This is a genomic window from Candidatus Pantoea multigeneris (assembly GCF_011752615.1).
Taxonomy (GTDB): domain Bacteria; phylum Pseudomonadota; class Gammaproteobacteria; order Enterobacterales; family Enterobacteriaceae; genus Pantoea; species Pantoea multigeneris.
This window is the reverse complement of the sequence record NZ_VWXF01000011.1, coordinates 1-24,276: the sequence shown is the minus strand read 5'-3', so window position 1 is coordinate 24,276 and position 24,276 is coordinate 1. Positions and strand designations below refer to the sequence as shown.

Annotated in this window: 28 protein-coding genes; 2 read left to right on the top strand and 26 right to left on the bottom strand. The window is 56.3% G+C overall.

Translation table 11 applies throughout. The features are described from left to right. Window positions 1–5: 5 nt before the first annotated feature. Genes traG through F3J40_RS20245 form a run of 21 tightly spaced genes read right to left on the bottom strand, consistent with a single transcriptional unit; the run spans window position 6 to window position 18,356 of the window. Window positions 6–2,855, bottom strand: coding sequence for a conjugal transfer mating-pair stabilization protein TraG (traG, locus tag F3J40_RS20345; RefSeq protein ID WP_167017609.1), 2,850 nt, complete (start codon window positions 2,853–2,855; stop codon window positions 6–8). Then, the gene (locus tag F3J40_RS20340; RefSeq protein WP_167017607.1) at window positions 2,855–4,228 is read right to left on the bottom strand and encodes a conjugal transfer protein TraH; all 1,374 of its coding nucleotides are present in this window, start codon (window positions 4,226–4,228) and stop codon (window positions 2,855–2,857) included. Before F3J40_RS20340 ends, traG begins: the two co-directional genes overlap by 1 nt. Further along, entirely contained in the window at window positions 4,228–4,803 is a 576-nt protein-coding gene (gene trbB, locus F3J40_RS20335) for a type-F conjugative transfer system pilin assembly thiol-disulfide isomerase TrbB (protein ID WP_167017605.1), read from the bottom strand. Before trbB ends, F3J40_RS20340 begins: the two co-directional genes overlap by 1 nt. A gap of 3 nt (window positions 4,804–4,806) precedes the next feature. Next, window positions 4,807–5,574, bottom strand: coding sequence for a type-F conjugative transfer system pilin assembly protein TraF (gene traF / locus F3J40_RS20330; RefSeq protein WP_369410959.1), 768 nt, complete (start codon window positions 5,572–5,574; stop codon window positions 4,807–4,809). 2 nt (window positions 5,575–5,576) lie between these two features. Beyond that, on the bottom strand, window positions 5,577–7,427 hold the full coding sequence (gene traN / locus F3J40_RS20325) for a type-F conjugative transfer system mating-pair stabilization protein TraN (RefSeq protein ID WP_167017603.1): 1,851 nt from the start codon (window positions 7,425–7,427) through the stop codon (window positions 5,577–5,579). A gap of 51 nt (window positions 7,428–7,478) precedes the next feature. Next, window positions 7,479–7,937 (bottom strand): type-F conjugative transfer system pilin assembly protein TrbC, encoded by a 459-nt coding sequence (gene trbC / locus F3J40_RS20320; RefSeq protein WP_240155557.1) that lies wholly within the window; start codon window positions 7,935–7,937, stop codon window positions 7,479–7,481. Then, on the bottom strand, window positions 7,907–8,902 hold the full coding sequence (gene traU / locus F3J40_RS20315; RefSeq protein WP_167017601.1) for a conjugal transfer pilus assembly protein TraU: 996 nt from the start codon (window positions 8,900–8,902) through the stop codon (window positions 7,907–7,909). Before traU ends, trbC begins: the two co-directional genes overlap by 31 nt. A gap of 1 nt (window position 8,903) precedes the next feature. Beyond that, window positions 8,904–9,695, bottom strand: a complete 792-nt coding sequence (locus tag F3J40_RS20310) for a DsbA family protein (protein WP_167017599.1) — start codon at window positions 9,693–9,695, stop codon at window positions 8,904–8,906. A 13-nt stretch (window positions 9,696–9,708) separates the two neighbouring features. Then, on the bottom strand, window positions 9,709–10,341 hold the full coding sequence (traW, locus tag F3J40_RS20305) for a type-F conjugative transfer system protein TraW (RefSeq protein WP_167017597.1): 633 nt from the start codon (window positions 10,339–10,341) through the stop codon (window positions 9,709–9,711). A gap of 49 nt (window positions 10,342–10,390) precedes the next feature. Next, on the bottom strand, window positions 10,391–10,801 hold the full coding sequence (locus F3J40_RS20300; RefSeq protein ID WP_167017595.1) for a hypothetical protein: 411 nt from the start codon (window positions 10,799–10,801) through the stop codon (window positions 10,391–10,393). Between the two features lie 25 nt (window positions 10,802–10,826). Further along, window positions 10,827–11,012, bottom strand: coding sequence for a hypothetical protein (locus tag F3J40_RS20295; protein WP_167017593.1), 186 nt, complete (start codon window positions 11,010–11,012; stop codon window positions 10,827–10,829). Between the two features lie 2 nt (window positions 11,013–11,014). Beyond that, the gene (locus F3J40_RS20290; protein WP_167017592.1) at window positions 11,015–11,371 is read right to left on the bottom strand and encodes a TrbI F-type domain-containing protein; all 357 of its coding nucleotides are present in this window, start codon (window positions 11,369–11,371) and stop codon (window positions 11,015–11,017) included. Next, window positions 11,368–13,974, bottom strand: a complete 2,607-nt coding sequence (gene traC, locus F3J40_RS20285; protein ID WP_167017590.1) for a type IV secretion system protein TraC — start codon at window positions 13,972–13,974, stop codon at window positions 11,368–11,370. The genes F3J40_RS20290 and traC overlap by 4 nt, the downstream gene beginning before the upstream one ends. A gap of 7 nt (window positions 13,975–13,981) precedes the next feature. Continuing rightward, the gene (gene traV / locus F3J40_RS20280) at window positions 13,982–14,539 is read right to left on the bottom strand and encodes a type IV conjugative transfer system lipoprotein TraV (protein WP_167017588.1); all 558 of its coding nucleotides are present in this window, start codon (window positions 14,537–14,539) and stop codon (window positions 13,982–13,984) included. Further along, window positions 14,532–14,696 (bottom strand): hypothetical protein, encoded by a 165-nt coding sequence (locus F3J40_RS20275; protein WP_167017586.1) that lies wholly within the window; start codon window positions 14,694–14,696, stop codon window positions 14,532–14,534. Before F3J40_RS20275 ends, traV begins: the two co-directional genes overlap by 8 nt. After that, window positions 14,689–15,045 carry a hypothetical protein gene (locus F3J40_RS20270; protein WP_167017584.1) on the bottom strand — a complete coding sequence of 119 codons (357 nt, stop codon included), beginning with the start codon at window positions 15,043–15,045 and terminating at the stop codon, window positions 14,689–14,691. The genes F3J40_RS20275 and F3J40_RS20270 overlap by 8 nt, the downstream gene beginning before the upstream one ends. Further along, window positions 15,045–16,409, bottom strand: a complete 1,365-nt coding sequence (locus tag F3J40_RS20265; RefSeq protein ID WP_167017582.1) for a TrbI/VirB10 family protein — start codon at window positions 16,407–16,409, stop codon at window positions 15,045–15,047. Before F3J40_RS20265 ends, F3J40_RS20270 begins: the two co-directional genes overlap by 1 nt. Continuing rightward, window positions 16,396–17,145, bottom strand: a complete 750-nt coding sequence (locus F3J40_RS20260; RefSeq protein ID WP_167017580.1) for a TraK domain-containing protein — start codon at window positions 17,143–17,145, stop codon at window positions 16,396–16,398. Before F3J40_RS20260 ends, F3J40_RS20265 begins: the two co-directional genes overlap by 14 nt. Then, window positions 17,138–17,710 (bottom strand): TraE/TraK family type IV conjugative transfer system protein, encoded by a 573-nt coding sequence (locus F3J40_RS20255; protein WP_167017578.1) that lies wholly within the window; start codon window positions 17,708–17,710, stop codon window positions 17,138–17,140. Before F3J40_RS20255 ends, F3J40_RS20260 begins: the two co-directional genes overlap by 8 nt. Before the next feature lie 14 nt (window positions 17,711–17,724). Continuing rightward, window positions 17,725–18,021 carry a type IV conjugative transfer system protein TraL gene (gene traL / locus F3J40_RS20250; RefSeq protein ID WP_167017576.1) on the bottom strand — a complete coding sequence of 99 codons (297 nt, stop codon included), beginning with the start codon at window positions 18,019–18,021 and terminating at the stop codon, window positions 17,725–17,727. Between the two features lie 8 nt (window positions 18,022–18,029). Then, the gene (locus tag F3J40_RS20245; RefSeq protein ID WP_167017574.1) at window positions 18,030–18,356 is read right to left on the bottom strand and encodes a type IV conjugative transfer system pilin TraA; all 327 of its coding nucleotides are present in this window, start codon (window positions 18,354–18,356) and stop codon (window positions 18,030–18,032) included. 286 nt (window positions 18,357–18,642) lie between these two features. Between F3J40_RS20245 and F3J40_RS20240 the strand changes: the two genes are divergently transcribed. Next, window positions 18,643–20,172, top strand: coding sequence for a helix-turn-helix domain-containing protein (locus tag F3J40_RS20240; RefSeq protein ID WP_167017572.1), 1,530 nt, complete (start codon window positions 18,643–18,645; stop codon window positions 20,170–20,172). Between the two features lie 9 nt (window positions 20,173–20,181). On the opposite strand, the gene F3J40_RS20235 is transcribed toward F3J40_RS20240, so the two are convergent. Then, complete coding sequence (locus F3J40_RS20235; RefSeq protein WP_167017570.1) at window positions 20,182–20,589, bottom strand: relaxosome protein TraM; 408 nt, start codon at window positions 20,587–20,589, stop codon at window positions 20,182–20,184. Between the two features lie 448 nt (window positions 20,590–21,037). On the opposite strand from F3J40_RS20235, the gene F3J40_RS20230 reads away from it, so the two are divergent. After that, window positions 21,038–21,538, top strand: coding sequence for a lytic transglycosylase domain-containing protein (locus F3J40_RS20230; RefSeq protein WP_167017568.1), 501 nt, complete (start codon window positions 21,038–21,040; stop codon window positions 21,536–21,538). Between the two features lie 1,448 nt (window positions 21,539–22,986). Here F3J40_RS20230 and F3J40_RS20225 read toward each other — a convergent pair. The 4 genes from F3J40_RS20225 to F3J40_RS20210 all read right to left on the bottom strand — a co-directional run bounded on the left by F3J40_RS20225 (window position 22,987) and on the right by F3J40_RS20210 (window position 24,203). Then, a complete protein-coding gene (locus F3J40_RS20225; protein ID WP_167017566.1) occupies window positions 22,987–23,211 on the bottom strand; it encodes a hypothetical protein in 225 nt (74 codons plus the stop codon). 23 nt (window positions 23,212–23,234) lie between these two features. Continuing rightward, the gene (locus F3J40_RS20220; protein ID WP_167017564.1) at window positions 23,235–23,546 is read right to left on the bottom strand and encodes a DUF5983 family protein; all 312 of its coding nucleotides are present in this window, start codon (window positions 23,544–23,546) and stop codon (window positions 23,235–23,237) included. Beyond that, window positions 23,543–23,701: a hypothetical protein gene (locus F3J40_RS20215; protein ID WP_167017562.1), complete on the bottom strand. Its 159-nt coding sequence runs from the start codon at window positions 23,699–23,701 to the stop codon at window positions 23,543–23,545. The genes F3J40_RS20220 and F3J40_RS20215 overlap by 4 nt, the downstream gene beginning before the upstream one ends. A gap of 97 nt (window positions 23,702–23,798) precedes the next feature. Continuing rightward, on the bottom strand, window positions 23,799–24,203 hold the full coding sequence (locus tag F3J40_RS20210) for a hypothetical protein (RefSeq protein WP_167017560.1): 405 nt from the start codon (window positions 24,201–24,203) through the stop codon (window positions 23,799–23,801). Between the last annotated feature and the right edge of the window lie 73 nt (window positions 24,204–24,276).

Sequence of the window (24,276 nt, the reverse complement as noted above, 5' to 3'; positions counted from 1 at the left end):
AGCAATCACTTATCTTTATCAGGAAGGAAATCTTTATAAGTTTTACCAGGCCAAACCTGCAAACTCGTTTCATCCTGATGTCTAACTGCTGCGCCCATATTTCCAGTAAAGTCTTTATTGCTTTGTTCGTACTGCACTTTCCTCTCTAGCTGAGACGTATCATTCTTGTCTCTGCTTTCATTTAACGACCTCTGAGTTTCATTATATTTATCTTTAACTAATAAACCTTGGTCTTCAACATCTTTCTTAACTCCAGTGTTGATATTTTTACTCTCCACCCCTTTATCAATCTGGCTATTCGCCGAATCATATGCTCCGCCATATTGGGCCGCTGCACTGTTACCTGGAGACCCTATCCCCTGACCTGTTTTACCGGCATTCGCGGCATAATCACTATCAATACGTCCCTGCAGCTTTTCACCCACGAACTGGTCAACCAGCGCTTCACGCTGCTTCGCGATCCCTTCATCTGCTGTATTAGTCAACACAGCCTCGGCATTCTGCGGTGAGTTCTTCTCAACCCAGCCCACAAACTGCTGATTGAGGTTTTCACGCGCGCCGGCGCTGAGGGTCTGTGTTTCCGATGCCATCGCCTGCAGTTCGTGCGTATGAGCCTCACTGCTGGTGAATTGCGTATATTTACTGTCAGAGGTGGTAATACCCGATGAGACCTGTGTCAGCAAGCCGGACGCGTTATTATCGGTATGCTGACCAGAGTTTGTTGTGCTGTAGTTACGCAGCACATCCATACCCTGACTGAAGTCCTGTGATTCGCGTGCGGACAGGGTCTGAGAACTGTCTTTACCACTTTGCCCACCTTCGCTCGTTTGAGACGTAGAACCATTACGCCCCGTGTACTCTAGCCCAGCGTGCATATCTGCTTTACCTGACACTCCAGTCATCCAGGCACCAGCCTTCCCGAGCAGGGATTTATTTGAATCGATACCGATTTGCCCTCTAACACCTGCATTCGCAGATTCACTTCGAGACTTATCTTCAAGCTCGGAGTAGGCCTGATTCAGGCTGATATGGTTACGTTCCGCGTAGTCCTGAGCAACGTGCTGCATTTTGTTGACGCGCTCTGCATCGGTAATGCTCATGCCCGTTGAGGAAGACAGCGTTGTCGAGTCGCTGTTGCCGTACTGCTCGTGGAACTGCCGCAGCTGTGACCCGCTTTCCTGCACCGAGTGGTTATAGCCCTGCATCAGGCTGTCGGTCTGGGCCATGCTGTCACGCGTCATTTTCTGCGCCGCGCTGGCAAGGTGCTTATCAAACTGCAGATCGACACCCAGCTTACTGCTGCCTGCCAGGGCGTCGTAAATGTTCGTGCCGTCCTGCGCAACAGACTTCATTGCCCCGTTCGGCAACTGTACGGTAGACATCCCTTCCCGCCGTGAGTAGTTCAAATCGGTCTTGTGCCCGTTAATGTTATCCAGCTGCACGTTGCCGACACCGATGTTTCCTGACGCTACAGAGGCGGAATCGCCGCTCGCCGCTCCGGCCAGAGCGCTGCCGAAGCTTGAGCTGAGACTCGCGAAGTTCTGGCCCAGCTGCGTGAACAGCTTAAACGCCAGGAACGGTATCGAGAGCATCAGCCAGCCGGCGATGCCCGCCGTGGTCGAACTGGTTTCCATCATGCGGTTCATATTGGAGAGCGTCGGGCCTGTTGAGTGGTAACTCCCCTGGGTGCTGAAGTTCACCGCGAAGTTGAAGATGGAGAACATCACCGGCCACAGCATCAGGCTGCCCATAAAGTTGAGGTAGTTCTTGATAACCCCCCAGGCCACTTCCCGCACGTAGAGTGCCAGGACCATCACCGGGAAGATGCAGATACAGAACAGCATCAGCACCGTGTGCAGCTGCGGCAGTACCTCGGTGGCAATCTGGTAGCTTACCGCGTGCGACAGGCGCAGCTTCGAGAGCGACATCTCAGAGGCGATATCCACCATCGAGGCGGTGTCGTTCATGCCCTTCACGTAGCTGTTAAAACCGCGACGCAGGCCGTCCACCGCGATGTTCTGCATCAGGATCTGCTGCGCCGACTTGCTGCTGTCAAAGAAGTAGTTGTACGACCCGGCCAGCTGAGAGGCATACACTGCCTGCGGCGAGGTGTTGCCGGGGATCATCCGGGCTACATGGCTCAGGAACGTGGTCCCCGTATTGCTGCTCTCATTCTGCAGCAGCGTCTTCAGTTTGGGGGCCGCGTCTTTACAGAACATAAAGGTGCTGCCGGAGCCGTCCCGCCAGTAAATCCCGCGCAGCGGGCTGGGGTTACTGAAAATCACTGATTGCACGTCTTCTGAGGACATCACGTCCTGGAACGAGTATTTCTGGTTGAGCATCACGTCCGGCACCACGCAGTTGCGGGTGTAGTCCAGCATGTTGGCCGTCAGCGACGGGTCTTCACTCTGCACCGTGAAGCTGTCCTGCATCAGCTTGGAGGCAAACAACATTCCGGTTTTAGTGTAGGCCCGCTCGTCCGGGAAGTGGAAAAAATCCTCGTAGGTTGAGGCCAGCGTGTAGCCTGCACCGGTGATCAACCAGAGCGGGACGGCAAGCCCCAGCGGTACGTTATCCACCCGGTTCACCGAGGTCTGATCGGTGAGGTCGTTAACCACCACCGTGGTCTTCGGCGTGAGCAGTAACGCTGTCACCAGCGTGAAGGTCAACCCCCAGGCAAACATCACCTTCAGGTCGTGCGTGCGGAAATAGGTGATGGCACACATCAGGATCCCCAGAAACTCGGCTATCCAGACAATGGTCCTCCAGCCTGAATTTTCCATCAGGCTCGCGACTGCGTTCAGGCCCATGGTTATCATGCCACCCTGACTGACTACCCAGACGTCCAGTGCCATCAGTTATTTCCCCCGAAGTCATAGTTAGACAGTACGCTATCTGAGACCGAGCTGGACAGCTGCTGACGCGTCTGTGACAGGCTGCGCTCGTATTCCGCCAGGCCGTTCTGCTGAACGTTAATGCGTGCCACCCGCTGGCTCAGTTCGCTGCGCACCGTACGCAGGTTGTCCTGGAAGTGCTTGTTCTCTTCTTCTGTGTCCAGCGTGCCAGCCGCCCCCGTTGCCGCCACGTCTATCAGGCCATTCACGTAGGAGAGCACCATGTCGGAGGCGATATACTCCGCCAGGCTGCTGACCACAGAGCTGTCGAGGCCGACCGAGGCGGAGTCGATGGTGTAGCGCAGAATGCGCACGCGCGTGCTGTTGATCAGCGCCTTTTCATCGTCCGTCAGCGGCGTGTCAGAGCGGCTTTTGGCAAAGATGTCGTCGAGCATGTCACGCACACGCGCGGTCATCGCCTCATCGTCTGCAAGAGTGAAGTCGACGATGGTAGGCGACAGGCAGGTAGTGTCATTGTCGCAGCGGTAGATTTTCTCGGTGCCCCCGTTGAGCAGGGTGTTAAACATCGACTCACTGCCGCCGCGCGGCTGCAGGAAGGTCGGATTGCCGTTAGCGTCATAAATCACCGTGCCGACCATCGACATCAAAAATTCCTTCAGCGATCGGTCACTGCTGAAGAACTGGTTGAGTTTGGAGAACGTTTCCCAGGTAAGGTTACGGTTACGCGGGATGCGTTTCTTCTCATCGTCTGAGGCTTTGTTAAACACGGAGTTGGTCTCACCGCCCACGCCGCAGCCCTGACGGGATGCTGCCCAGTCAGAGAAAACGTCGTGTTGCGTGCCGATGTCCTGGCAAATCTGCGCGCTGGCCGCCTGGGTTTTTGGCCACAACCCGCCCACAATCGACTGCGCCGCCTGGCAGGTCGAGATGTTCATGTTGTTTACATCAGAAGACAGTTTCTGCAGGTAGTCTTTAACCGCCTTACACTGCGGACAGATAGTTTCAAGCCCGAGGTCAAAGGCGTAGCCCGCCGCGTTACTCAGGATCTGTTTTCCCAGCACCTTAATTGCATCACCGTTGATAAAGCTGAACGAGCCGAGGTAGGCATCAATACCGCCGCACCCTGACTTGATGTCCGGCAGCGTCACCGAAATCAGCTGAATGTTGCGCACCGGCATGCGAACAAACAGGTTGCCACCGGTCAGGTAGCCTGCAGACTGCCCCTGCCAGGCCGCACCCGATGTGTAGTTCCCACCGCCGCCCCCCATGTTGTCGAAGAACTTGTTGATGTCTGACTGTACGTTGGCGTGTGCACCGCTGCAGAGCAACAGGAGGCCGGTCGCGGCCGCAATTCGGAAGCGTGATAGAGGCATTACAGAACTCCCAGTCGGACGGCAAGGGCAAAGGATTCATCCAGGCGCTGCTTCAGCGCCTCTTCGGTCATCTCTCCCTGTGAAAGCGGAATGGTCACCAGCGTCTGCGTGTTGATCAGAAAATCGGTCGGGGTGGCCTGCGGCAGCTCGGCAAAAAAGTCTTTGAGGATGCTTTCATTCACCGGCACCACGTTGGGAAACACCGGGTCGCCCACGCCGTCAAAGCTGTAGACAAACACGTTAATGCCGTACTGACCGGCGACGGATTTCAGCGTTGGGTTAAAGCGGTGGCAGTAAGGGCAGTCAGAGCGCAGGAAGTGAACGATTTGCCAGTGGCTGATGTCTACGCTGCGGCCGTCCGTCAGGTGGAACCACACCGGTTTCACCGGCGTCTGCGCTCCGCGACTCTGCTCCAGAGGCGTCTGTGCTGCCGGTGCCGCCGGCGCTGCCTGTTGTGTGACCGGCGTGCTGTCACCGCCCTTGGCTTCTTCCATGCGGGCGATGTCATCAATGGTGCTGGCACTGGCCAGTAGCGGCGTAAGCATCAGGAGCACGGCAATAAGTTTTCTGAACATGAATCAGTCCTCGGGTTTAAAATTGGTCACGATGTTGAGCATGCGGCGGGCCAGGTCGTCCTGCGTGATGAACCCGTAAGCCAGCGGCTGGTATTTTTTGTTGCGCGGATCGACCAGGAAAATGGCCGGGAAGTGCTGAATGTGCATTTTCTCCGCCTGCCCCGCGTCGTGGCGGCTGTCCGGCAGATCAGGGCTGATGCGTCCGTCGACGGAGACCGCAACCACCGGCAGGCCGTACTGCTCGCTGAACTCCTTCACCACGCCACCCAGGCGGTTATCCAGCGGCTCGTTGCCGCGATAGAAGAAGAACACGCCATAGCGCTGGTTGACGTAGTCGATAGCCTCTTTCTGCTTTTTCCGCTGCTGGGTGTACTGAATGTTGGCGGTGCCGTTGTAGTAGGGATGCTGCAGGCTGTAGTCCAGCTCCGGGTAGTTAAGCAGCACCTGCTCCCACTTTGAGGCGAACTGGCTGGCCTGATTCACCATCCAGTCCTGCACGATTTTATAGCGCCGGATGTTTTGGACCGTGGGGTGCAGCATCGCTTCATTCATGACGTTGTCGCGAAACGCCTGCAGCCGCTTCATCTGATCTGTGGGCGACCCGGCAGGCGGAGGTGTTGCTGAGTCGGGAGGTGCATCCGCCGGGGGCTGCGGCTGGTTGTACCAGAACCAGCCCACCGCCGGGTCGTAGTTATAGCCGTCAGGCTGTTGCTCTTCGGCATGGAGCGGCAGCGCGGCGATGAGCAGGCTCAGACAAAGTGCCTTTTTCACAGTTATCCTCCGGTCGTGTTCAGGCTGTTTTTGATATCCGACTGGATGCGTTCTGTGAGCGCACTCTGGTCAGGCAGGGAAACGTTGCTGTTGAGGTCGTCGTAGAAGTCGGAGAAATCCAGCTGGTCAAACTTGACGTCCTGCAGCTCGGTGACTTTCAGGCCGCGACAGTCCGGTGAACTTGCTGAGCCGAAGCTGATGCCCAGCTGACCGCGACGTCCCTGGTCCTGCACGATGCGGGCAAGCTTGCTGTCGAACACGCAGTAGCTTTCCTTTTTCTCCAGGCACACGCCCAGGACTTTCTTCGCGCAGTAGGAGCCGACGTCGACCACCAGCTTTTTCTCTTTGGCGGTACCGATTTCTTTCTCCTCGGTGTTGCAGTGCGCAAGCCCGACATCCTGACCCCAGCCGCTGCTCTTGCAGCAGTTGCTGAACCCCGCTGCGCTTTTGCGACACGCCATGGCCTTGCCGGTGAACGCGCTGACCGTGTCAGGGTCCATACCCGCAAAGTCTTTCCCGGCAGCGGCAAGGGCAGCAAGCTGTGACACGGCCTCGCTGAAGTTGCCGTTCGTCCCGGCCTCCATTGAGGCGCAGCTGCCGTCCGAGCAGTAGAACTGGGTGCCGCACAGGTAGCCGGTGCTGGTCACGGTAGAGGCACACTGGTAGGTCATGTTCTGCATCACGCAGTAGTCGCCGATTTTCTGCGTGCAGGTGCGGGTGCCTTCGCTGCAGTTAGGGTCATCGATATAGGTCTGGCAGGTGTTGGTGTCATCCTCATTGACCTGCCAGAGCGTGGTGTACTGCCAGCAGTCGCTGTACACACTGTACGTTTGCCCGCCCACCACCACCGACCGGGTGCCGCCGGGGTCCGTGCAGGTTTCACTCATCTTTACCGCATCCCCCATGCCGTCCGGGCAGCTGTCCGTCCACTGCAGGCCTGCCTGGACGGTGTCGCGGACGGCCTCCAGTGGCAGGGTAGCCACCGCCGTAAATGAACCCGTTTTGAAGTTGTTCAACAGCGTATTGGCCGCCGCATCTTCACGCGTGCCGTTGGTGTGCCGGATAAGTACCGGGATCACCTGCCCTTTTGTCACCTGCTGAGCCGGGATATTTATCGTCGTGCTGGAGTTGAAGGTGGTTGTGAAGGTCTGGCCCAGCACCTTCACCGTATACTGAAAATCCGAACCCGACTCGTGGTCGTTGGGCGAGGAGGGCATGGTGAAGACCCAGCTTCCTCCGCTTATTGTCCCGTCATCCGGGACGGTAAAGTCATACTCGATCCAGTAATCGGCCACGCGGGTGCCGGTCATACCGGTAAGGCTGAACGTCAGCTGCGTGTCATAGGTTTCGCGCGCGCCGGTCGTACCGATAGTGGCGTCACGCGTGCAGGTCTGCGTCAGGTTGTTTGCCATCTGGCAACTGTGCGTGGTGTAGGTGGTTTTGTTCAGCTGCTGCTCTGTGCACTGGCCGCTTGTCAGGCCCGTCAGGCTTTCCGCGTTGCTGCGCACGCTGTCGCTGTACTTGATCATGTCCGAGTCGGCGCTGATGCTGTCCGCAGGGTTATTCACGTAGGCCTGCTGCGCGGTCTGTCCGAGGTCGGACGTGGTCAGTTCACTTTGCCCCTTTGCCGCCAGGTCCGTGCTGGTCTGGGTGCCGCCCTGGTAGTAAGAGGACTGCGGCGGGTTTGCGCTGTAATTGTCAAAATAGGCGTTCGGATCGGCGGTGCTGGTGATGGTGCCGGCTTTACCGGCAGCCACGCCTTCCTGATTGGCATCGTCCATGCTGGAGGCGACGGCACCTGCCGACAGCAGGGCAAGCAGCCCCGCCGTCAGAGAGCGGTATGCAGTTTTCATCGGGAATTCCGGTCTGGGGAGAAACACTGCCCGCGAACACGGGCAGTCTGGCTACGGGGTGGAGTTACCTGCTTTCCGGCATTCGCCACGCTGGTTGATCATGTCCAGCGCCTGGCCCAGTGCGACGTTGCCGTATACGATGTCAAAGTGCTCGCCGCACTTCTTCACCAGAGCCGGCACCTGCCTCACGCCGTAACGCTCAAAGCGGACCGGGTCAATCTGAATGCCCTGAAGGTGATACGTTGTGACCATATGCATCATGAACTTTGCGGTCACCTCCATGTTGTCGTTCACCAGTCCCCGGAAGTAGACCGGAATTTGCCGGTCCTGCGCGGCCTTCATCAGGATGGCCAGCTCTTTCTCAGGCACTGACGACGACAGAAAGTAGGCCGTTTCATTCTCCGTCTGTCCAACCTGCGAGGCCGCAGGCGGGTCTCCGGCCTGCGCCCCCAGGGGCGCGGCTATCAGCATCAGCCCTGTCAGAGCACGACGCAGTTGCGTTTTTTCCATATCAGGTATCCGTAGTTTTTTCGGGTGGTCGGCATTTCGTGCCCGGTCTGCCACAGCATCACGCTGCGGCCAAACGGGTGACAGGTCGCCACGTCGGGGATAGTGTTCACCATCTGATAGCGGTAGCGGCTTTTCGGCATGATGACGGTCGGGTATTCGTTACACACCGCCGTGTTCACCCCGACCGAGTCGAGTATCAGCCCCTCCCTGTGCAGCTTGAACGCCATGCGCTCGGTGAGCAGAGTTGAACTGTTAAGGCCGCTGGATTCATTCACCAGGTTGCCGGTGAACGGGTACATCGACCCCTGCGAGCCGGCGCACCAGAACAGCGCATCGAGTGGCTTACCCGCTGTCGCGGCAATCGCATCTGCCGCGCAGGCCATCTGCGCAACCGGGTTAGCGAACAGCATCGCCTCCGGGTTAATGAACAGCGACAGGTTGTCGTTGTGCCACATCGGATCCAGCTCCGTGAGGTAGCCGATATCGTATTCCCCGCCCTGCATGCAGGCCGCTGAGGACAGAATATTCAGCCAGGAGATAAGCGGGTACTTGTACCAGTGGACGTGATAGAAGGTGCCGGTCGCATCCCCTGAGGCCTTTGTACCCACGCCCGTGCCCGAGCCGGGGATCGGAATGGTAAAGCCCCCCATGTTGACCATGCAGCCCGGCGCCCGCGTCACATCGGTCATGGCAAAAGGCTCCCAGAAGCCAATTGCTATCCCCGGACGGACCAGCAGCGGCGGCGGGGCCGGGCAGAGCTGAATGGGCGAGCTGGGGTTAAGCGTGTCCGGCGGCCCCCCTGCCGATACCTGAACATTACCGATACTCATCGGGAACAGGCACTGCCAGCAAACGTCCGTGATTGGATTGACCCAGCGGCCTCCGCAGGTGGGATCGGCCTGCGCCGGACTTAACGCACTCATCAGCCACAGGGTGCAGGCCGCCGCTAACGCACGCCATGCCATATCAGCCCCCTTTCGCTTCGCCAGCCCGCGCTTTGTCCACCGCCGCCTGCAGCGCCGACAGGCTGGTTGCGCCCGGAATGACGGTTACGTTGTCTGCGGTCGCGCCTTTCACCGGCATAATGATAAAGGCCGGGGTGCCGTTGATACCAATACGCTGGGCGAGTTGGTTGTTGGCCTCAAGGATGGCCGCCAGGCCCTGAAGATCTTCCTGCGGTGCACTGGTAATGCCCGCCTCCAGCTCAGCCTGACGAATGTCGTCACCGGTCAGCTTGCCCTCGTTGTGGCCGGTCGCATAAATCGCATTGTGATAGCGGTAGTACGCCTCCGCGCCGCCCGATTTGAACACCGACAGCCCGGTTTGCGCCGCACGCGTGGACGCCGACCAGCGGCTGCCGAAGATAGGCCACTCTTTGTAGACGTAGCGGACCTTTGGGTTGCCGTTGATAAACTGCTCAACCACCGGGGCCATCTTCGCGCAGTAAATGCACTGGTAATCGAAGAACTGCACCACCGCCACGTCGCCGCCGGGGTGATACACCGGCGTGCCCGGGGCATTCAGCAGCGCCGCCTGGTTACTCAGTACGGCAGTGGTGGCCTGCTTCATCTGGTCGGCCTGCGCCTGGTCCTGCAGGCGCTGACTGACATCGACCAGCACCTGCGGATGCTCACGCAGGTAATTCGCGGCGATTTCGCCAATGGCCTGCGTCTGGGCCGGGGTGAAATCGTCGTTCGCAGCCACAGCCACGCCAGTAAGCGCCGCTGACATCAGCACCGCAGAGATAAGCTTTTTCATGTAATGCTCCGGATTAGCGGTCGGGAAGACCGAATTCAGTGATGGTGAACAGTTTTTTGCCGGGTGCCTGCTGCACCCTGGCGGGGATTTGGGTAATGCCAAACTTGCGGATAAGCGAGCCGTCCTGATCGAACCAGATACGGGTGCCGAGCGCCGCCGCGCTGTCTTTGATGTTGCCGTTCACGAGAATGACGTGAACCTGAGTGGTGGACGGCGTCTGCTGCTTCATCCAGTCCACCTGACGCGGGTCGTCGGCGTCGATAAAGTAGAGTGTGTCGTCAAACACCGGGATGATGTCGAAGGGGTTCACCTTCTGCCCCCGGTGCGCGAACACCCGGCCGTTCTGGTCTGCCATGTCGCGCGTGACGGTAAAGGACGGGTCGAACAGCCGCGTATGGGTATCGCGCCCGGTCACCAGCCCCTCGACCGGGGCGGGTCGCATCGCTTCGTCTTCGGCCTTCTGCCGCAGGGACTGCTCAATCTCTGCCTGAGACTGACCGGCAAAGTGTTCCTGCAGGTTGCGCTTGAGCACCGTAATCAGGTTCTGCTCCCGGATGTTCCAGGTATCGCCGTAGGTGCCGAGTTCCGACGCCGATGCCTGCAGGCTGAGGGCGGCCAGCAGCGCACCGCTGATGATGTGTTTCATCGGGTGTCTCTTGTTGGAAAAGGATTAAAGGGGTAACGCGCTTACCGGGTTACCAGCCTTGCGGGTGCGCAGGCCAGGAAAGCCAGACTTCGGCCACCGAAGTTTCATTCAGAGCCATCAGATAAACGCCCATGGCCGGGAAAAAGTAGACCGGGGTGCTATCTACCTGACCTATCACTTCGCAGGCGTCCTCGCCGAAATCAGAGAAATACACATCCGGCGGAATGCCATTGATGGTCGCTGCCACTTCGACCAGCTCGTCGACGCCGGCGTGCAGCGAATAGGTCTGCCAGCTGGTCGACGGGGCATACACCGATTCACCGGTCTGCGCCCACTCGACGTAGCGCCGGTACTGCTCAGGGGGCAGCTGCGCGGCATGTATCTTCACCACTGAGGTAAACGGCGACAGCGCCGTTGTACCGTCAGCGTCATCGTTACTCTCTGACTCAACATCATTCATCGTTATCTCCGGCAAAAATGAGTGCCTAATAGCCGAGCCACCTCAGCACATCCTGCGCGCGGTAAAATTCGCGCTCGCCCAGATCGGCATAAAACGCCGCTATGTCCTCTTCGCTGACAAAATGGTGAGCTTTAAGCTCCTGCAGCGCGCGATCGCGCGTGATATCGGTATCTTCTGCAGACTCGTAGTAGTCACGGCAGGTGCCCTCCATGTTCACCCTCCGCCTGCGTTGCCTTTCATGGCATCAGCCAGGCGCGCCTGAATCTCCGGCGTGGCGTCCGGCAGGCCGCTGACCGCCGCTGCGCTCACCAGCACCCCGGCGTTGTGCGCCTCGGCGTACTGCGCGGTCACGGTGGTCAGGCTCTTATCGAACCGGCTCAGCAGCTGATGACGCTGGTCATCGTCCAGCGACATTTTCGCGCTCTGGCGGATAAAGGCGTTCATGGTGCCTTTCAGGTCAAACGTCACAAGCGCAGGCGGCTTCAGCCAGAAGGTCCACGCTGCTGCGCAGAGGCCGAGGCTCAGGGCAACGGACGCCGCGCCGGTGATAACAAGGTGTCGGGTACTCACAAGGCCATACCTCTCAGGTCAGTGATAATGCTTCGTTTGTGCGGGTCGTTCTCAGTCATCTCAAACAGGATGTCCTTAATGTCCGCCCCTTCCTTCAGACGCTTTTCGCGGAAGGTGAAGTCTTCCCCCTTCGAGGAAAACAGCCCGTCGCTCAGCGGATCCAGCAGCAGTCGGTGGAAGCTGGAGTACTCCCCCACGCTCAGCAGAAACGAGCTGTAGCGCGCCTTTTTCGCCGGCGGGAACTTGCGGATCATCATCCATTCCAGCTCGTTAAACGCGTGTGGCTCCTCTTTTTCAAAGGTGCTGAACGACTTTGCATCCTGCATACAGGTGAACTTAAACGAGCTGTTGTCGTAGGCCGCAAGTGCCGCCGTCGACAGGTTTTTATCGCGGATAGCCTGAGTGACCGTGCCGTAAGAACCGTTGTGACGGCGGGCGGTGCGGTAGCCTTCCTCAATGAAGTTTTTGATTTTCGTACTCGACCCGCCGAGAAGCTTCCACCCCTCATCGATGATGTTCATCTTCCGCATGCTGCGGGGCGTGGTGTACATCATGTTCTCGTTCCAGATCATGATGGTGAACAGGACTGCCGAGAGCAGGTCCGACTGTTTGCGCAGGTCGCCCAGCTCGGTGACCACAAATTGCAGGTCATTTTTCAGCGTCGGCTCAGAGGAGTTAAAGAACTGACCATAGATCCCGTTGATACAGTACTTATTGAGTAGCGTGGTGATTTCATCAATGCGACCAGCAATCTGCGGGGAAAACTCTTTACCGATATCGGCCTGCCGCTTTTTCAGATACGCCACCACGTGGTCGATGCGCATGTCCTGTTGATGCGTCGGCCAGGACTCGGTGATGGCCTCCAGAATCAGCGATTCATGCACCTCGTCCAGCAGGCCGTTGGGGCTGGCCAGGATGCATAGCTGGTCGCGGATGCGCTCGGCCGAGAGTGTGATGTTGGTGACGTTAGCAAACGGGTTAAAGCGCAGGGACTCACCGTTGATGTAGGTGCCGCCCAGGCTGCTGCACGCTGCCTTGTACGAGTCCCCGATATCCTGAACCGCCACCGTGCCACCGGTCTCCAGCACCGAACGGGCGATGGAGTTGGACAGCACCGACTTCCCGGCCCCGGAGGTGCCGGACATAAAGAAGTTAAAGTTGGTGTTGGGCAGGCTCTCGTCAAACACGTCGATAAAGGCCACCTGGTTGCGGTAGCTCGGAATAAGAATGCCGGACCGGCACAGCTTGTTGTCCCCGATAACCGGCGCGAGGTTGACCGCGTGGAACGTTTCGGCCCGCTGTATTGCCCCGGTTTTCTTACAGTCGGCGAACAGCTTTTTCTCCATCATGCGAAACGGAATGGTCGCCATCACGTTGCGCAGCTGCATAAAGTCGGCGCGGATAAACTGCATCCCCTGAGCGGCAAACGCGTTGCGCGTTTTTTCGGTGATGCGGGACGTCTCGTCATCATCGTCCGGGCAAAACAGCGTAACGCCGAGGAAGTAGCTGGTCAGCGAGGTGCGGTTGGCAAGCAGTTCTTCACGTGCCTCTTTCCACTCTGCGTGCTGTCGCTTGGTTGAGGGAATGTACTTGGCATAGCTGGTGTTAACACGTGAATCCAGAGCGAGAAATCGGGTGTTAGCCTCGCCCTGACTTTTCACCTGCTCCTCGGTGACCAGCACCATGGTGAAGATAAACGGGCACGGAATGCCGTTGGTCGGCGAAGTCAGGTCCTGAATGATGTTGCCGTTCTGCCAGAGGTAGTGCTCCTGCGGGTTACGGTCGAGGTTCAGGTTCACCATCCGGGTGGAAAACGGGCGCTCATGCCGGTCAGTGCCCTCAATGCGGATGTGTGAGGGTTTCACCAGCCAGGAGGTTGTCCGGTCCACAAACTGCGTCCGCAGGTCGGCTGACGGATCGTAGGGAGTATGATAATCGTCAAGCCGTCCCGCATCGTGGTTAAAGAACTCGCGCAGTACCCCGTTAAAGTTCTCGATACCCACCACGGCGGACCAGATATCTGCTGCATTCAGGGCGTTGAGCAGGTTACGCCTGACGTCGCGCACGCGGATAAACTCGGTCTCCGTCGGGTTTTTTACCGGCAGGCTCCAGATAAAAAACAGCCGGTAGTCGCGCAGCGTGAGCGGGTGGTCAAGCCCGTTATTAAAGGTGGTTCGCGTGCCGTTCAGGTAGAAGCGCTCGGTGATGTCGTTGCACTCATCGGCCCGGTGCCCCTTCCAGGCGAAGTTTTTCAACCCATCAGTCACCTGATGTTTAATGGCCCGGGAGGAAACCAGCATGACCTGCAGCGGCAGTTCGCGCGGTACGGAGTCACGTACGACGCTCTCCAGGCTTTCAGCCAGTTTTTCGTTGGCCCCGATGAGCGGCTGTGACTCAATTACAAATCCCAGCGAGTTGCTGTTCACCCAGAGCTGATTATCGCTGTCGTAGTCCTGAAACGGCATCAGGTCACGGATATTGGGATAGTCCATCTGCTGAAGCATTTCTCGGGTCTTCGCGGTGGTGTCACGCTCGCCGAGGATACCCGCCATGGTCTCAACCACGTTCAGCGGGTCCCACTTAAAACCTTTGGGAAATTTCATCACTACCTCACATCAGAATGCCGTTCCAGCGGGTCGGGCTGGCAACGCTGTAAATCACCTCTCCCATATGCACGTTGTCATCCGGGGACACGTAAGGGGCTATCCAGATGCGCGCAACGCCGTCGGGACGGCGAAAGGCGGCGGTGGGTTCAGGAAAACAGTGGGCCGCATTGCAGTACGCGGCGTTATTTCCCGCCGGGTAAAGCCGGTCATTTTCCCGCGTAAAGGGCCGGACGCTGCCGCCCTGAGCCACCCGCAGCGGCACACCGCCTGCGTCAATTTCGCCTTGCCCTGTACTGCCCCGGACGTCCCCCTGAGGGGCCAGCGCGATGTTGCCGGTATCGATAAGGCGATAGTCGCTGAGGTTGATACTGCCCGTCACACCGGGCGCACCCGCGCCTGACGGGGCGTTCGTGCTGTTCCCCGCAGACATGTCGTCGGCCTGGGACATCCAGACCCCGGAGTCTCTCGCGGGTTTATCAAACTGGAAATCACTGTTCATGCCCGCGCAGCCGCTGAGCAAAGCCGCTAACGCAACAGCAATAAAAGCCTGGGGTTTATGCATGTTTCTCTCCGTCTGCAGGTGGTGTCAGTAACTGGCTGAGAAAATTCATCATCAGCGTGGATTTTCCGCTGCGCGTTTGCCCAAATCCCAGCCTGGTTTCAGGCGATTTACCGTTCCCGGGCACGTCAGCTTTGTAGTAAGGAGTTTGTTTATTCATGTTTTATCTCTGAGGAGTGACTTACCGGCTGCGCGGCAATTTCTTTCATGTCGATATAGAGGTCTTCCGCACCTGGCGTACCGATCTTTGACAGGATGTCCATCGCCACCGGATCGGCGGGGCTGACCTCCAGCAGGCGGCGCAGGGTTGCACCGAGCAGGGCGACGTAGCCGTCGTCAGGGATCATGCCGGGCTTGCAGTACACCTTTTTGATGCGATAGCCCAGCGCCTGCAGCCCGGCCATACGCTCATCCGACTCCCGCCCGGCAAACGTCTGCCGGCGGTCGCTGGAAATCAGCCAGCCGCAGTGTTCGGCGTGGCGAAAGCGGATAACGTTTCCCTGACTCATCAGTTCTCCCTTTGTGGCGTGACTCCCTGCGACGTGGCTCCGGGCCTGCCGCCTGAGGGCGTAATGAAGTCGTTCATGTTAAGGCTGGTGGCATCACCGAGCTTACCGACCAGGTCCGGCGGCAGGCCGCTGTTACCGACCGCACGCGTAGCAGTGTCAGAAACGTTCTGTACGTTCTGTTTAGCCGCCTTTGCCAGGTCTTCGTCCTCAATAAACTTCGCCCGGAAGCCTTCGATAAACACCACCTCCACCCGGTTGGCGGCACCGATAGGGATAATCGGGTGATACTGCTCTGCACGCTCGATGTAGTAGTCGGCAAGCTTGTCCGCCGCCTTGCTGACGCCGCCGCCAATGGCCCCGCGTGCTACCTCTCCGCCGCTGATGCTCGAGGTGGCTCCCACGCCGGTGACGGTCTGCCCCACCTGTGAGACGCTGCTGCCCAGTCCCCCCAGCGCCCCTGCCGTAAAGGCCAGTCCGAGGATTTTGCCGTTACGCATGACCGGTACACCCTTGATGCCGTTCTTACCGTAGAAGGAGACGTGCCCTTTTACCGCCTGGTCGATATGTTTGCCGTTGATCACACAGGAGAGACGCTGCAGCTGCACCAGAGCGCGCTCGCTGGAGATATCGCCATAGGCCGCTGCGGTGACAAAGCAGTTGTCCAGGTTCGCCAGCCGGGTGTTGCCCGGCAGGTGTGCGACGCCTTTCAGCTTGAACTGCATCGGAACCAGGTTGTTCTCACCGCGCACCGAGGCGTTGGCATCAGCCCCCTCCAGCACAATCGCATCGGAGAACGTGCCGGTCGGCACCCAGAACGAGGTATCTTTCTGCTTCGCGTCAAACGATGAGTAGTCCAGCTGCGTATTGTCGATTTGTCCGGTCTGCACCGCCGGGGCGCTCAGGGTGTAGGAGGTTTGCGGAGGAACGTAGCCCTGCTGAACGGTCGTGCCACCCTGCATCGCACCCTGCGGCTTTGCCTGGTTCTGCTGGTCCTTCAACATCTGGGTCAGTGTGGAAACCTGCTCCTTTAGCCCTGCATTGTTGGCATCCGAGTCGCTGACCTGCTTTTTCAGCGCGTCAAACTGCGCCTGCATCGTCTTGAGGTTATCTTTGGCATCCTGCTCGCGGCGCTGCGCATCCACCAGCACAGAGTTCTGCCCTTTACCGTCAAAGCTGTTGGTCACCGCCCCACCTGTCAGGTCCGGCTCTGCCGCCGTAGTGACGCTCTCGTCTTTCTTCGTTGCTTTACTGGCGGACATATGTCGGTTGATAAGAAACAACAGCACGACCAAAATCGCCACCCCCCCCAGGATCATCGCCATCAGCTTTCGCTGCCGGGACTGGGTAATTTTATTGAGGTTCATCGCCCCCTCCTTTCGTGCGGAACACGGTGATGACTGACACCCGGCTTCCCGGCTCCAGGACATCAAGCGGCGGGTAGTAGGCCACGGCCATCACGCCCGGACTCCAGAAATAGCGCTCAGTCAGGCGGATGCGTTGTGATGATCGGCTGGTGATATCCGTGCGCACGATGCGGATGCGGTCACCCTGCCAGGCAGTGACCGGACGCAGTAAAAAGGTGGACTCCACGGCGGCACTGACCGGCACGCGCATGTTTTTAGTGAACACGTAGCCGTCAGGCTTACGGTTGGTCTGAAAACGGCTCACCAGGTCGCTGATAAGCGCGCTGTAGGTGTTCTGCTTCTGTTCAAAATCACGCGCCGCCTCGGTACCCCTCACCTCCATGTTGTTGATGGTCAGGAACAGCCCAGCACGTTTCGCCGGCGCGGCCTGTACCGAGAACCCAAACCCTGAGGCGGTCTGCACAAACAGCGTAAACGGCTTGTCAGCGAGCGTGGAGAACACCACCCCGCCGTCAGGCGTGGGTGATTTTGACGTCAGCACCCCCTGGGTGGCCTGAATGCTGACGATGCGGTCATCGTTAACGGTTATCAGGTTAGGGTCGCTGTTGCTCACGCCCGCGCTGATGCGCGCGCCGGTGTTCAGGGTCAGCGTCTCCGCCGCTGCACTGCCCGTCATCGCACCCGCGATAAGCAAGCCCAGCAGCGGCAGCGCCTTCAGGCGTTTTAAATTAGTCACGGGGAACCTCCAGGAATGCATTCCAGCAGAGCCGGTTGTTACGGGTGTCGGTGCGGATGCGGTAGTGTTTCTCTACCGCAGCACCGCTGTGCATGCCGTAGCTCAGGACGAGCTTGCCGGTCAGATCAACGATGCCTTTGTCAGGCCAGACTTTGGTGTCGCTCAGATAGAAGACCGATTCACCGTCATTTCCCTTCACCCTGTCGGCTTCTTCAGCCAGAACGGGTTTCATCGCCGTCGCCGCACCGTCGCAGGCACCGGCCAGGAGCATTTCGTGACTGGCCGCGACGTTGTCGTTGTTGATGTTGAGGCGTAAGTTAAGCCAGGCCATCGCCATCAGCCGCAGGTAACGCGCGTCACCCCGTTCACCGGTAAAGCTGAACGGGGTGTCTGCACCGTAAGGGATAATGATGGTCTGCCGGTTGTTGACCAGCTGCGCCATCAGCGCCCGGTTGTCGCTGTATACCCGCCAGGCCAGACCGAGCGACATGATGGTAATGACGAGCAACACCAGGATGGCCACGGCCATATTGCGGTTGCCCGCTGATCGCAGCTTATATTCCATGTTTTCTCCGTGGGTCAGGCGACCCAGTGTCGTTTGTAGCTTTCAGGAAGGATGCTGATAAAGAAGCGCATCACGGAGGTAGGAAGGCACCAGTAAGCGAGATTGAGAATGTACTGAGAACCCCGGCCATTTTTAAGCCTACGAATCCCGATGAAGGTCGCTAAAAGCGTGGGGCCGAAAATCCACATGTTGACAAAGATAGCCAGCAGTCCGAGCGGAACAAGCAGGCAAAATTCATCAGGGGGCAGCCCCACAAAGCGTTTCTGCTCGGAAAACGTCCCCGCAAATCGGTAACGGTTACGTTGTTCCATAAGCGATATTAAGTCAGGAGCCCAAATGCCACATTGGCGAATACCAGCAACGCCGCAATACCGCCAAACAACGCTAAGTTCTTGGTTTTAATATAAGTAAAGATGGCGAACAGCACCTCCAGCACGTACAGGATCCATACCGTAGTTGAGTTTGTACCGAACGTATCTCGGATCGTCTCTTTCCCCGAACTGAATAAGTCCTGGGCGTGAGCCTGCATGACCGGTGAAGCCATGAGCATCACAGCAGGCACAAAGGCGAGTTTCTTGCGGTGCATCCACGCTACCGCCCCTGCCTTGCGACAGTCTTTTAAGAGCGAGTGAAGTTGACCCTTCATATCTGTTTTCCTCGATAGGGGTTATAATGAAATGTTGTTTGTTCGCTGTTGAGTCAGCACTAAGCCAAATCCGGCCACATCCTGTGTTACATCCTCCTTACGCTTTCCAGTTAAAACTTAAAGATTCCTGTTGATTCTGACGGAACCTTAACGTGCTGACCGTTTTTTACACTTCGGGATCGCATACTTCAACGCAAGATATTGATCGTATTGATCTATTTTTTTTATTTTATTGGCCGCTTATTTTGCACCGCATTTGTAACCCCTTGACTGGAATAGATTAAAAATGGAAAAAGCTGGCGACATCCTGATCCACATGGCAAGACCGGCGGGCGTCACATCGCATTTTTTCTCGTCGACTGATAAAGAATATTTATATTCCATCGCCCTTTATGCCCTGCGATATCACCACCGTGACCCTGGCTGGTTTGAGGTAAAACTCGACGGGGAGCGCTACTTTGCATGCTCAACGGTGACCATTCCGCTCTATGTGATCATGAAGCGCCGGTGGATTTCTGGGCAGAACGCGCAGTTTGTCGCCGCTGCGGCCCCCTATATTTATTCAGAAGGGTCTGAAAAAGAGCCGCCGATCTGGATAGCGATAAGGGCCGATGTACTCACCCCGCTGCCCCGCCCTTGCGTCAATTTGTGGCACGCCCGCAAGCTGTCTGACAGCTACAAATGCTCACGCCATTTCTACCCGGGAATGGCCACGCCTGAGCTGCACGACACTCTTTCGTTACCTGACAACGCACCGGGTGAAAAAGAAACCCCGGCCCCAACGGTAATACCGTCATCCCCTGATAAGACCCTGCAAACCGAAACAATACCCACGCCTGAAACAGCGCCTCCGTCAGTAATACCGGAGGTGGCATTCGTTCCTGAAAACAAGATGTCGCACGCTGATCCTGAAATAGCCGGAATAACATCACCCGGTGAAAAAGAGGAAACGCCACGGGAAAGGATAAAAAAAGAGAAGGAACAGAAAGAGGCAGAAGTCATGGAGTATCTGCATCAGGGGTGGGCTGTTCCCGATATTGCCAGCGCGATATCACGCTCGACGGCATTTGTGTATAAGGTCCTGCAAAGTAAAGGCCTCTCCGCGATGGACCTGCGCTGGATGCGCTGGCAGCACATCGCTGACATGTATAAATCAGAACCTCCCGTTCCCGTGCAGGAAATAGAGAAGATTTGTAACGTCACGCGACAGGGAATTTATCATGCCGTCAAAAAAATCGCCGAAAGGGACAACGTCCCGCTACCGAAACAACGGTCTAATAAAAAACTGACGACGGAAGATGAGAGGATCATTCGCGAGAAGCTTGAAAGTGGCGTCATGCGAAAGGACATCTGCAAAGAATACAATATCTCGCATGATACGCTGACGAAATATTTTGGCCATGAGGTGAGAGAGAATGCCCTGACGGACAGACAGCGTGAACATATTGTCAGGCTGACCATGCAGGGAAAAACCCGCGAACAGGTAGCAAGAATGCTGAATGTTACCGTAAGCCAGGTAAAAAGAACCTGGAATAAGCACTGGCAGGATCCGTGGGTTAAATTCAAACGCATTAAGGATGACAACCGTAATGCCCTTACCCGACGGGACAAACAGCAGGCAGTAAACGCCGTTCTGCTTTACGGTCATACCCGGACGCAGATGTACAAACAGTACGGCATTAATGCGCTGACGCTGCGCCGGTATATTCGCGCAGAGCGGATCCCGGACGACACTGCCGGGACTGACGCCACAGAAATTAAAAGAGACAACAACAAACTTACCAGTCCGGAGAAAAAGAAATCCGGCAAGTCCTGATCTGCTTTTTTAGCGCTTAGGGAAGTAGTCATTCAACTTACCGGCGATACGGGCATTAACGTCAGAAGGCCACTCAGGTTCCAGCAAAGAGGCATTTTTGATAACTTTTGACGTGTCGACCGTCTCCTTCTGTATCCCGAAAATCGCATCAAGAATATAGCCGTTCATAAGCGCATTTTTAGCGATAAGCTCCAGCTTTTCGTCCAGCGTTTTTGCATTATCATCTTTGCTTATTTTGTTTTCATGTACGCGCAAGCCAAGCTTGAACATTTCCATTACGAACGCCGCCCGGTTGGCGGTCTCTCTCGATTCCCCGTCATCCAGACGCGCCTGTACATGAATGTCTACTTTATCCAGAAGAGAGTACGGCACCGTCAGCGCAACACGGTTTCTTTTCGATGAAGTTTCGTCTGACATATTTAAAATCTCCAACTTAGCGTTATTCCAGATTTTGATTGCAAAGTGAAACAGTAACTTACCGCCACAATCAGACCGTTTTTTGACCGGTTTATGGTTGCCACGTGGTCACCCTGTGGCAACCATGGAGTAACCATGGCTAAAAATCAAGCTGATTTGTGGTTGCCACGTGGCAACCACATGATACCCACGTGGTGTTTAGAGGGGCTATCTTATTGATTAAAATGAAAAGCACCACGGGCGCACTATACAATACCCACGCGGTTGCCACAAGGTTGCCACGTGGCAACCCTTACAAGGTGAAATTTTCAACAACTTTTCAGCAAGAGCATGATATTAAAGACAAAATATCAAAAAATCTTTTTTGCGAGTGATGTGTAAAAACCCGGATTTGATGATATTATTGAGGTGAACCAATCACTCTGAACCCTTATTTCCCGGAGCCGCTATGCGCATATTATTGCTTGCCGCTGCCCTGCTGGCATCAGGCACGATTCAGGCGAACACTGACACAGACTGCTTTATTAAAGCCGGACACTGGTATCAAATAGATCCCGATTACATCCGGGCGATCGCCTGGCAGGAATCACGCTATAACCCGGCGGCGAAAAACTATAACCGGGACAGCAAAGGTCAGGTCACCAGTACCGACTACGGGCTGATGCAGATCAATAACCGTACTCTGGCGGGATTCCGTAAGGAATACCCTCAACTCTCCACGGATAAACTCCTCGCTCAACCGTGCCTGAATATATTCGTCGGTGCGATGGTGCTTCGCAGAAATTTCAATCAGTACGGCACAGGATGGCTGGCAGTTGGAATGTATAACGCAGGCGTAAAAAACCGGCAGGAGACGATAGCTAACCGCTATGCCTACGCGATGAAAATCGATGCCATTTATAAAAAAATACGCAAAGGTGAAATCCCCCGACTCGCCTTCACAGACTGATACTGAATCAATCCGGGTATGAAGCATGAATGAGATCATAACAGGATCACGGCGTGTTTTTTTACTGATACAGACATCAACGGGCAACACCCATCGCTTTATCATGACAGCACACAGAGTGCGTGCATCCAGAACCCGGGGCAATTGTTTAGTCATTGCGAACAGAGACAGTAAAACTCTCTGGCACCCTACCCCGCTGTGACACTGATTTGAAATGTGAAGAAAGAATGCGAGGCATTAGCTTTTTCACCAGACACCATAAACTTCCAGCAACAGGACCGGTCGCGTGAAAATAACAGTACGGGTAACGTTGTAAGATAACGAAAGTCCCCGCACTCCCGGTAAATAGCGGCCAAAATCGGGCGTTATCAGGATTAACATGACACACCTTTTCCGGATGATCTCCCGCTAACAGTAACGGTTGCCTGACTATATATCTCCACGCATCCATATCACTCACAAAATTCCAATGAGTACCACGTGGATTTATGTAACACATCTCACAGTAAGGTATCTCTCTCACCCGTATGCACTAAACCCCGGATAAGAAACTGAGTCATAAAAGATATTCTGATATATGAAAGAGGATCACTGACAGGGTGGAAAGATCTAACGAACTCTCTGGAAATAAACCTCCTCGTCCGGCTCTGATAAAATGATGAAAAGTGGGAATGGTGTTAACTGTCACACATTTATTCCAGGCAATCAGAGCGCAATTTATCCCGACGCTTTCTCCCGTGCCATCACCCTCTGTCAGGATGACACGACCGTTATCCCTCTTAACCAAAAGTTAACGCTGTATTTTATTGGCTGCTGATAACGTAATCTGATTCTGTACATCCAGCCTGCTCCATCTAAATGCGTTTGCTGCACAACTGAAACGGAATGGTGATATTTAATCCGGACGTTTTTCGCACCTTGCTAATAGCGAATCCGGTACGCCAATAATACACTCGCAGAAACACACCCCACGGCTTTAGCCGCATCCTCAGAGGTCGCCCCGCGACCGGTGAATGCGTCAGCCTTCAGGCTGGCTGCTGCCTTTGACCTCAGACATCAGGCCCTAGCCGCCAGGCCCGAAACCCGCTTGCGGGGTTCGGCGGAGCTTACCGGTTTACCGGTTAGCGGAGTTGGGCTGACGACCCGGCTTTGCCGGGGAGCCGAAGGTGGCCCCAGTCCGTGACCTGGCCTTTGATGGTTATCCCTGGCACGAACAGCAGGACCCACCACATCAGCATAAAGAACAGCAGGATCTACAGTGAGATTAAGCGTGGAAATATAAGTGGGAGTAAGAAAAGCCCCGGAGAGCAGCAGAGAGAGAGAAAGCGCAGGCGAAGGGGTGAAAGCGGTGCGTCAGCACCGCCTTACCCCGGCCCTTCAGGGCCGCCAGGCCGTTCAGCGCGCGAACAGGCGCACGCCAAAGCCCACGCCTGACAGGATTCATCACACTACGCTTCTGTTGAGCCAATCCACTGGTGGTCCAGATAGGCCTCTGCTCCCCACCTCTGACCCTCTGGCTGCACCTGCACGACCAGCTCATGCGTCCAGCCACCTGGTGGAGCGTCCTGAGAGAAAATGACCTCCCCGTCGAACGTTGTGATTGTCAGCTTACCGTTTTTCACGGCTGTCAGGATGTCACTCTCACCTGGCCGCTGATCGGTAAAGTAATACATACCACCTCCTTTCTGTCATCACACTACCAGTCAAATACTGGCCAATTCTCCAGGGGATCGGCATCCTGATCAAATATCACCATCTGTACTCCCATCCGGGCAATGCCCGCCGTCAGCAGAGACACTGTATTTTCACTCAGACCTGCTTCCCGCAGGGTGAGTGCCGGGTTTTCAAGGATTTCAGGACGGACAAGCCAGCCGTAGCCCACACAGGTGACCCACCGGCTACTCTCTCTGAATGCCTGTTGACGAGCAAGCACTTCCAACAGCTCACCGTCTTCCCTGGACAGGCACGCCGTCGAGCATACCAGCAACGTATACGTTTCATGCTTCACTGGCCGTATCTCCTGAAACCACGCATAAATCCACGGATCTGACTGCGCAATGCAGCTACTCTGCTCAAAGCCCGACCGGCATATTCACGGGCGTCCGCATCATAACGTTGCTCCAGCACCGCCTCATCTACCGCTTCTGCGCATCTCAGATGCATATCCCGGATCACGCAGAACAGCCTCGCGGAGAACGTGCTTTCAGCCTGTCGGGATCCCGATAGATCCCCTCCCTCTACCGGATCCGTGATGTGATACTCACGCATACATGTCCCCTTCCGCATCGGCAATCGCCACCGCAGATAACAGCTCCAGTTTCAGTTCTTTCACTTCGTGGTCAAAGAACGCCTCCCATTCACTCCCGAACGACGACAGAACCATCTCACGGCTCATCAGCCAGGCAGACACCACCGCCGCCGGGATTTTTGGTTTAGGTGTATGCCAGTCAGTTACCGAGTGGCAAACCTTCTCCCTGATATTTATGAACGTGCCCGCTACCAGCTCTTCGCGCTCGGCTTGCAGCATTCTTTTTTCCCGGTCGCACAGGGACGCCAGAAACAGCATATCTTCGGCAAGAAACGCCGACAGGCCTGTTGTGTTTATCTTTGCAACCCATGTTTTGGTAGATTCAGAAGCGGCGGTGTTGACGTTATGTGTGTTCATGCTGGTACTCCTCTCAGGTGGTTATCCATGTTTCGGTGAGTTCGTCGCGGCGAAGGGCAAAAGGAGAACGGCC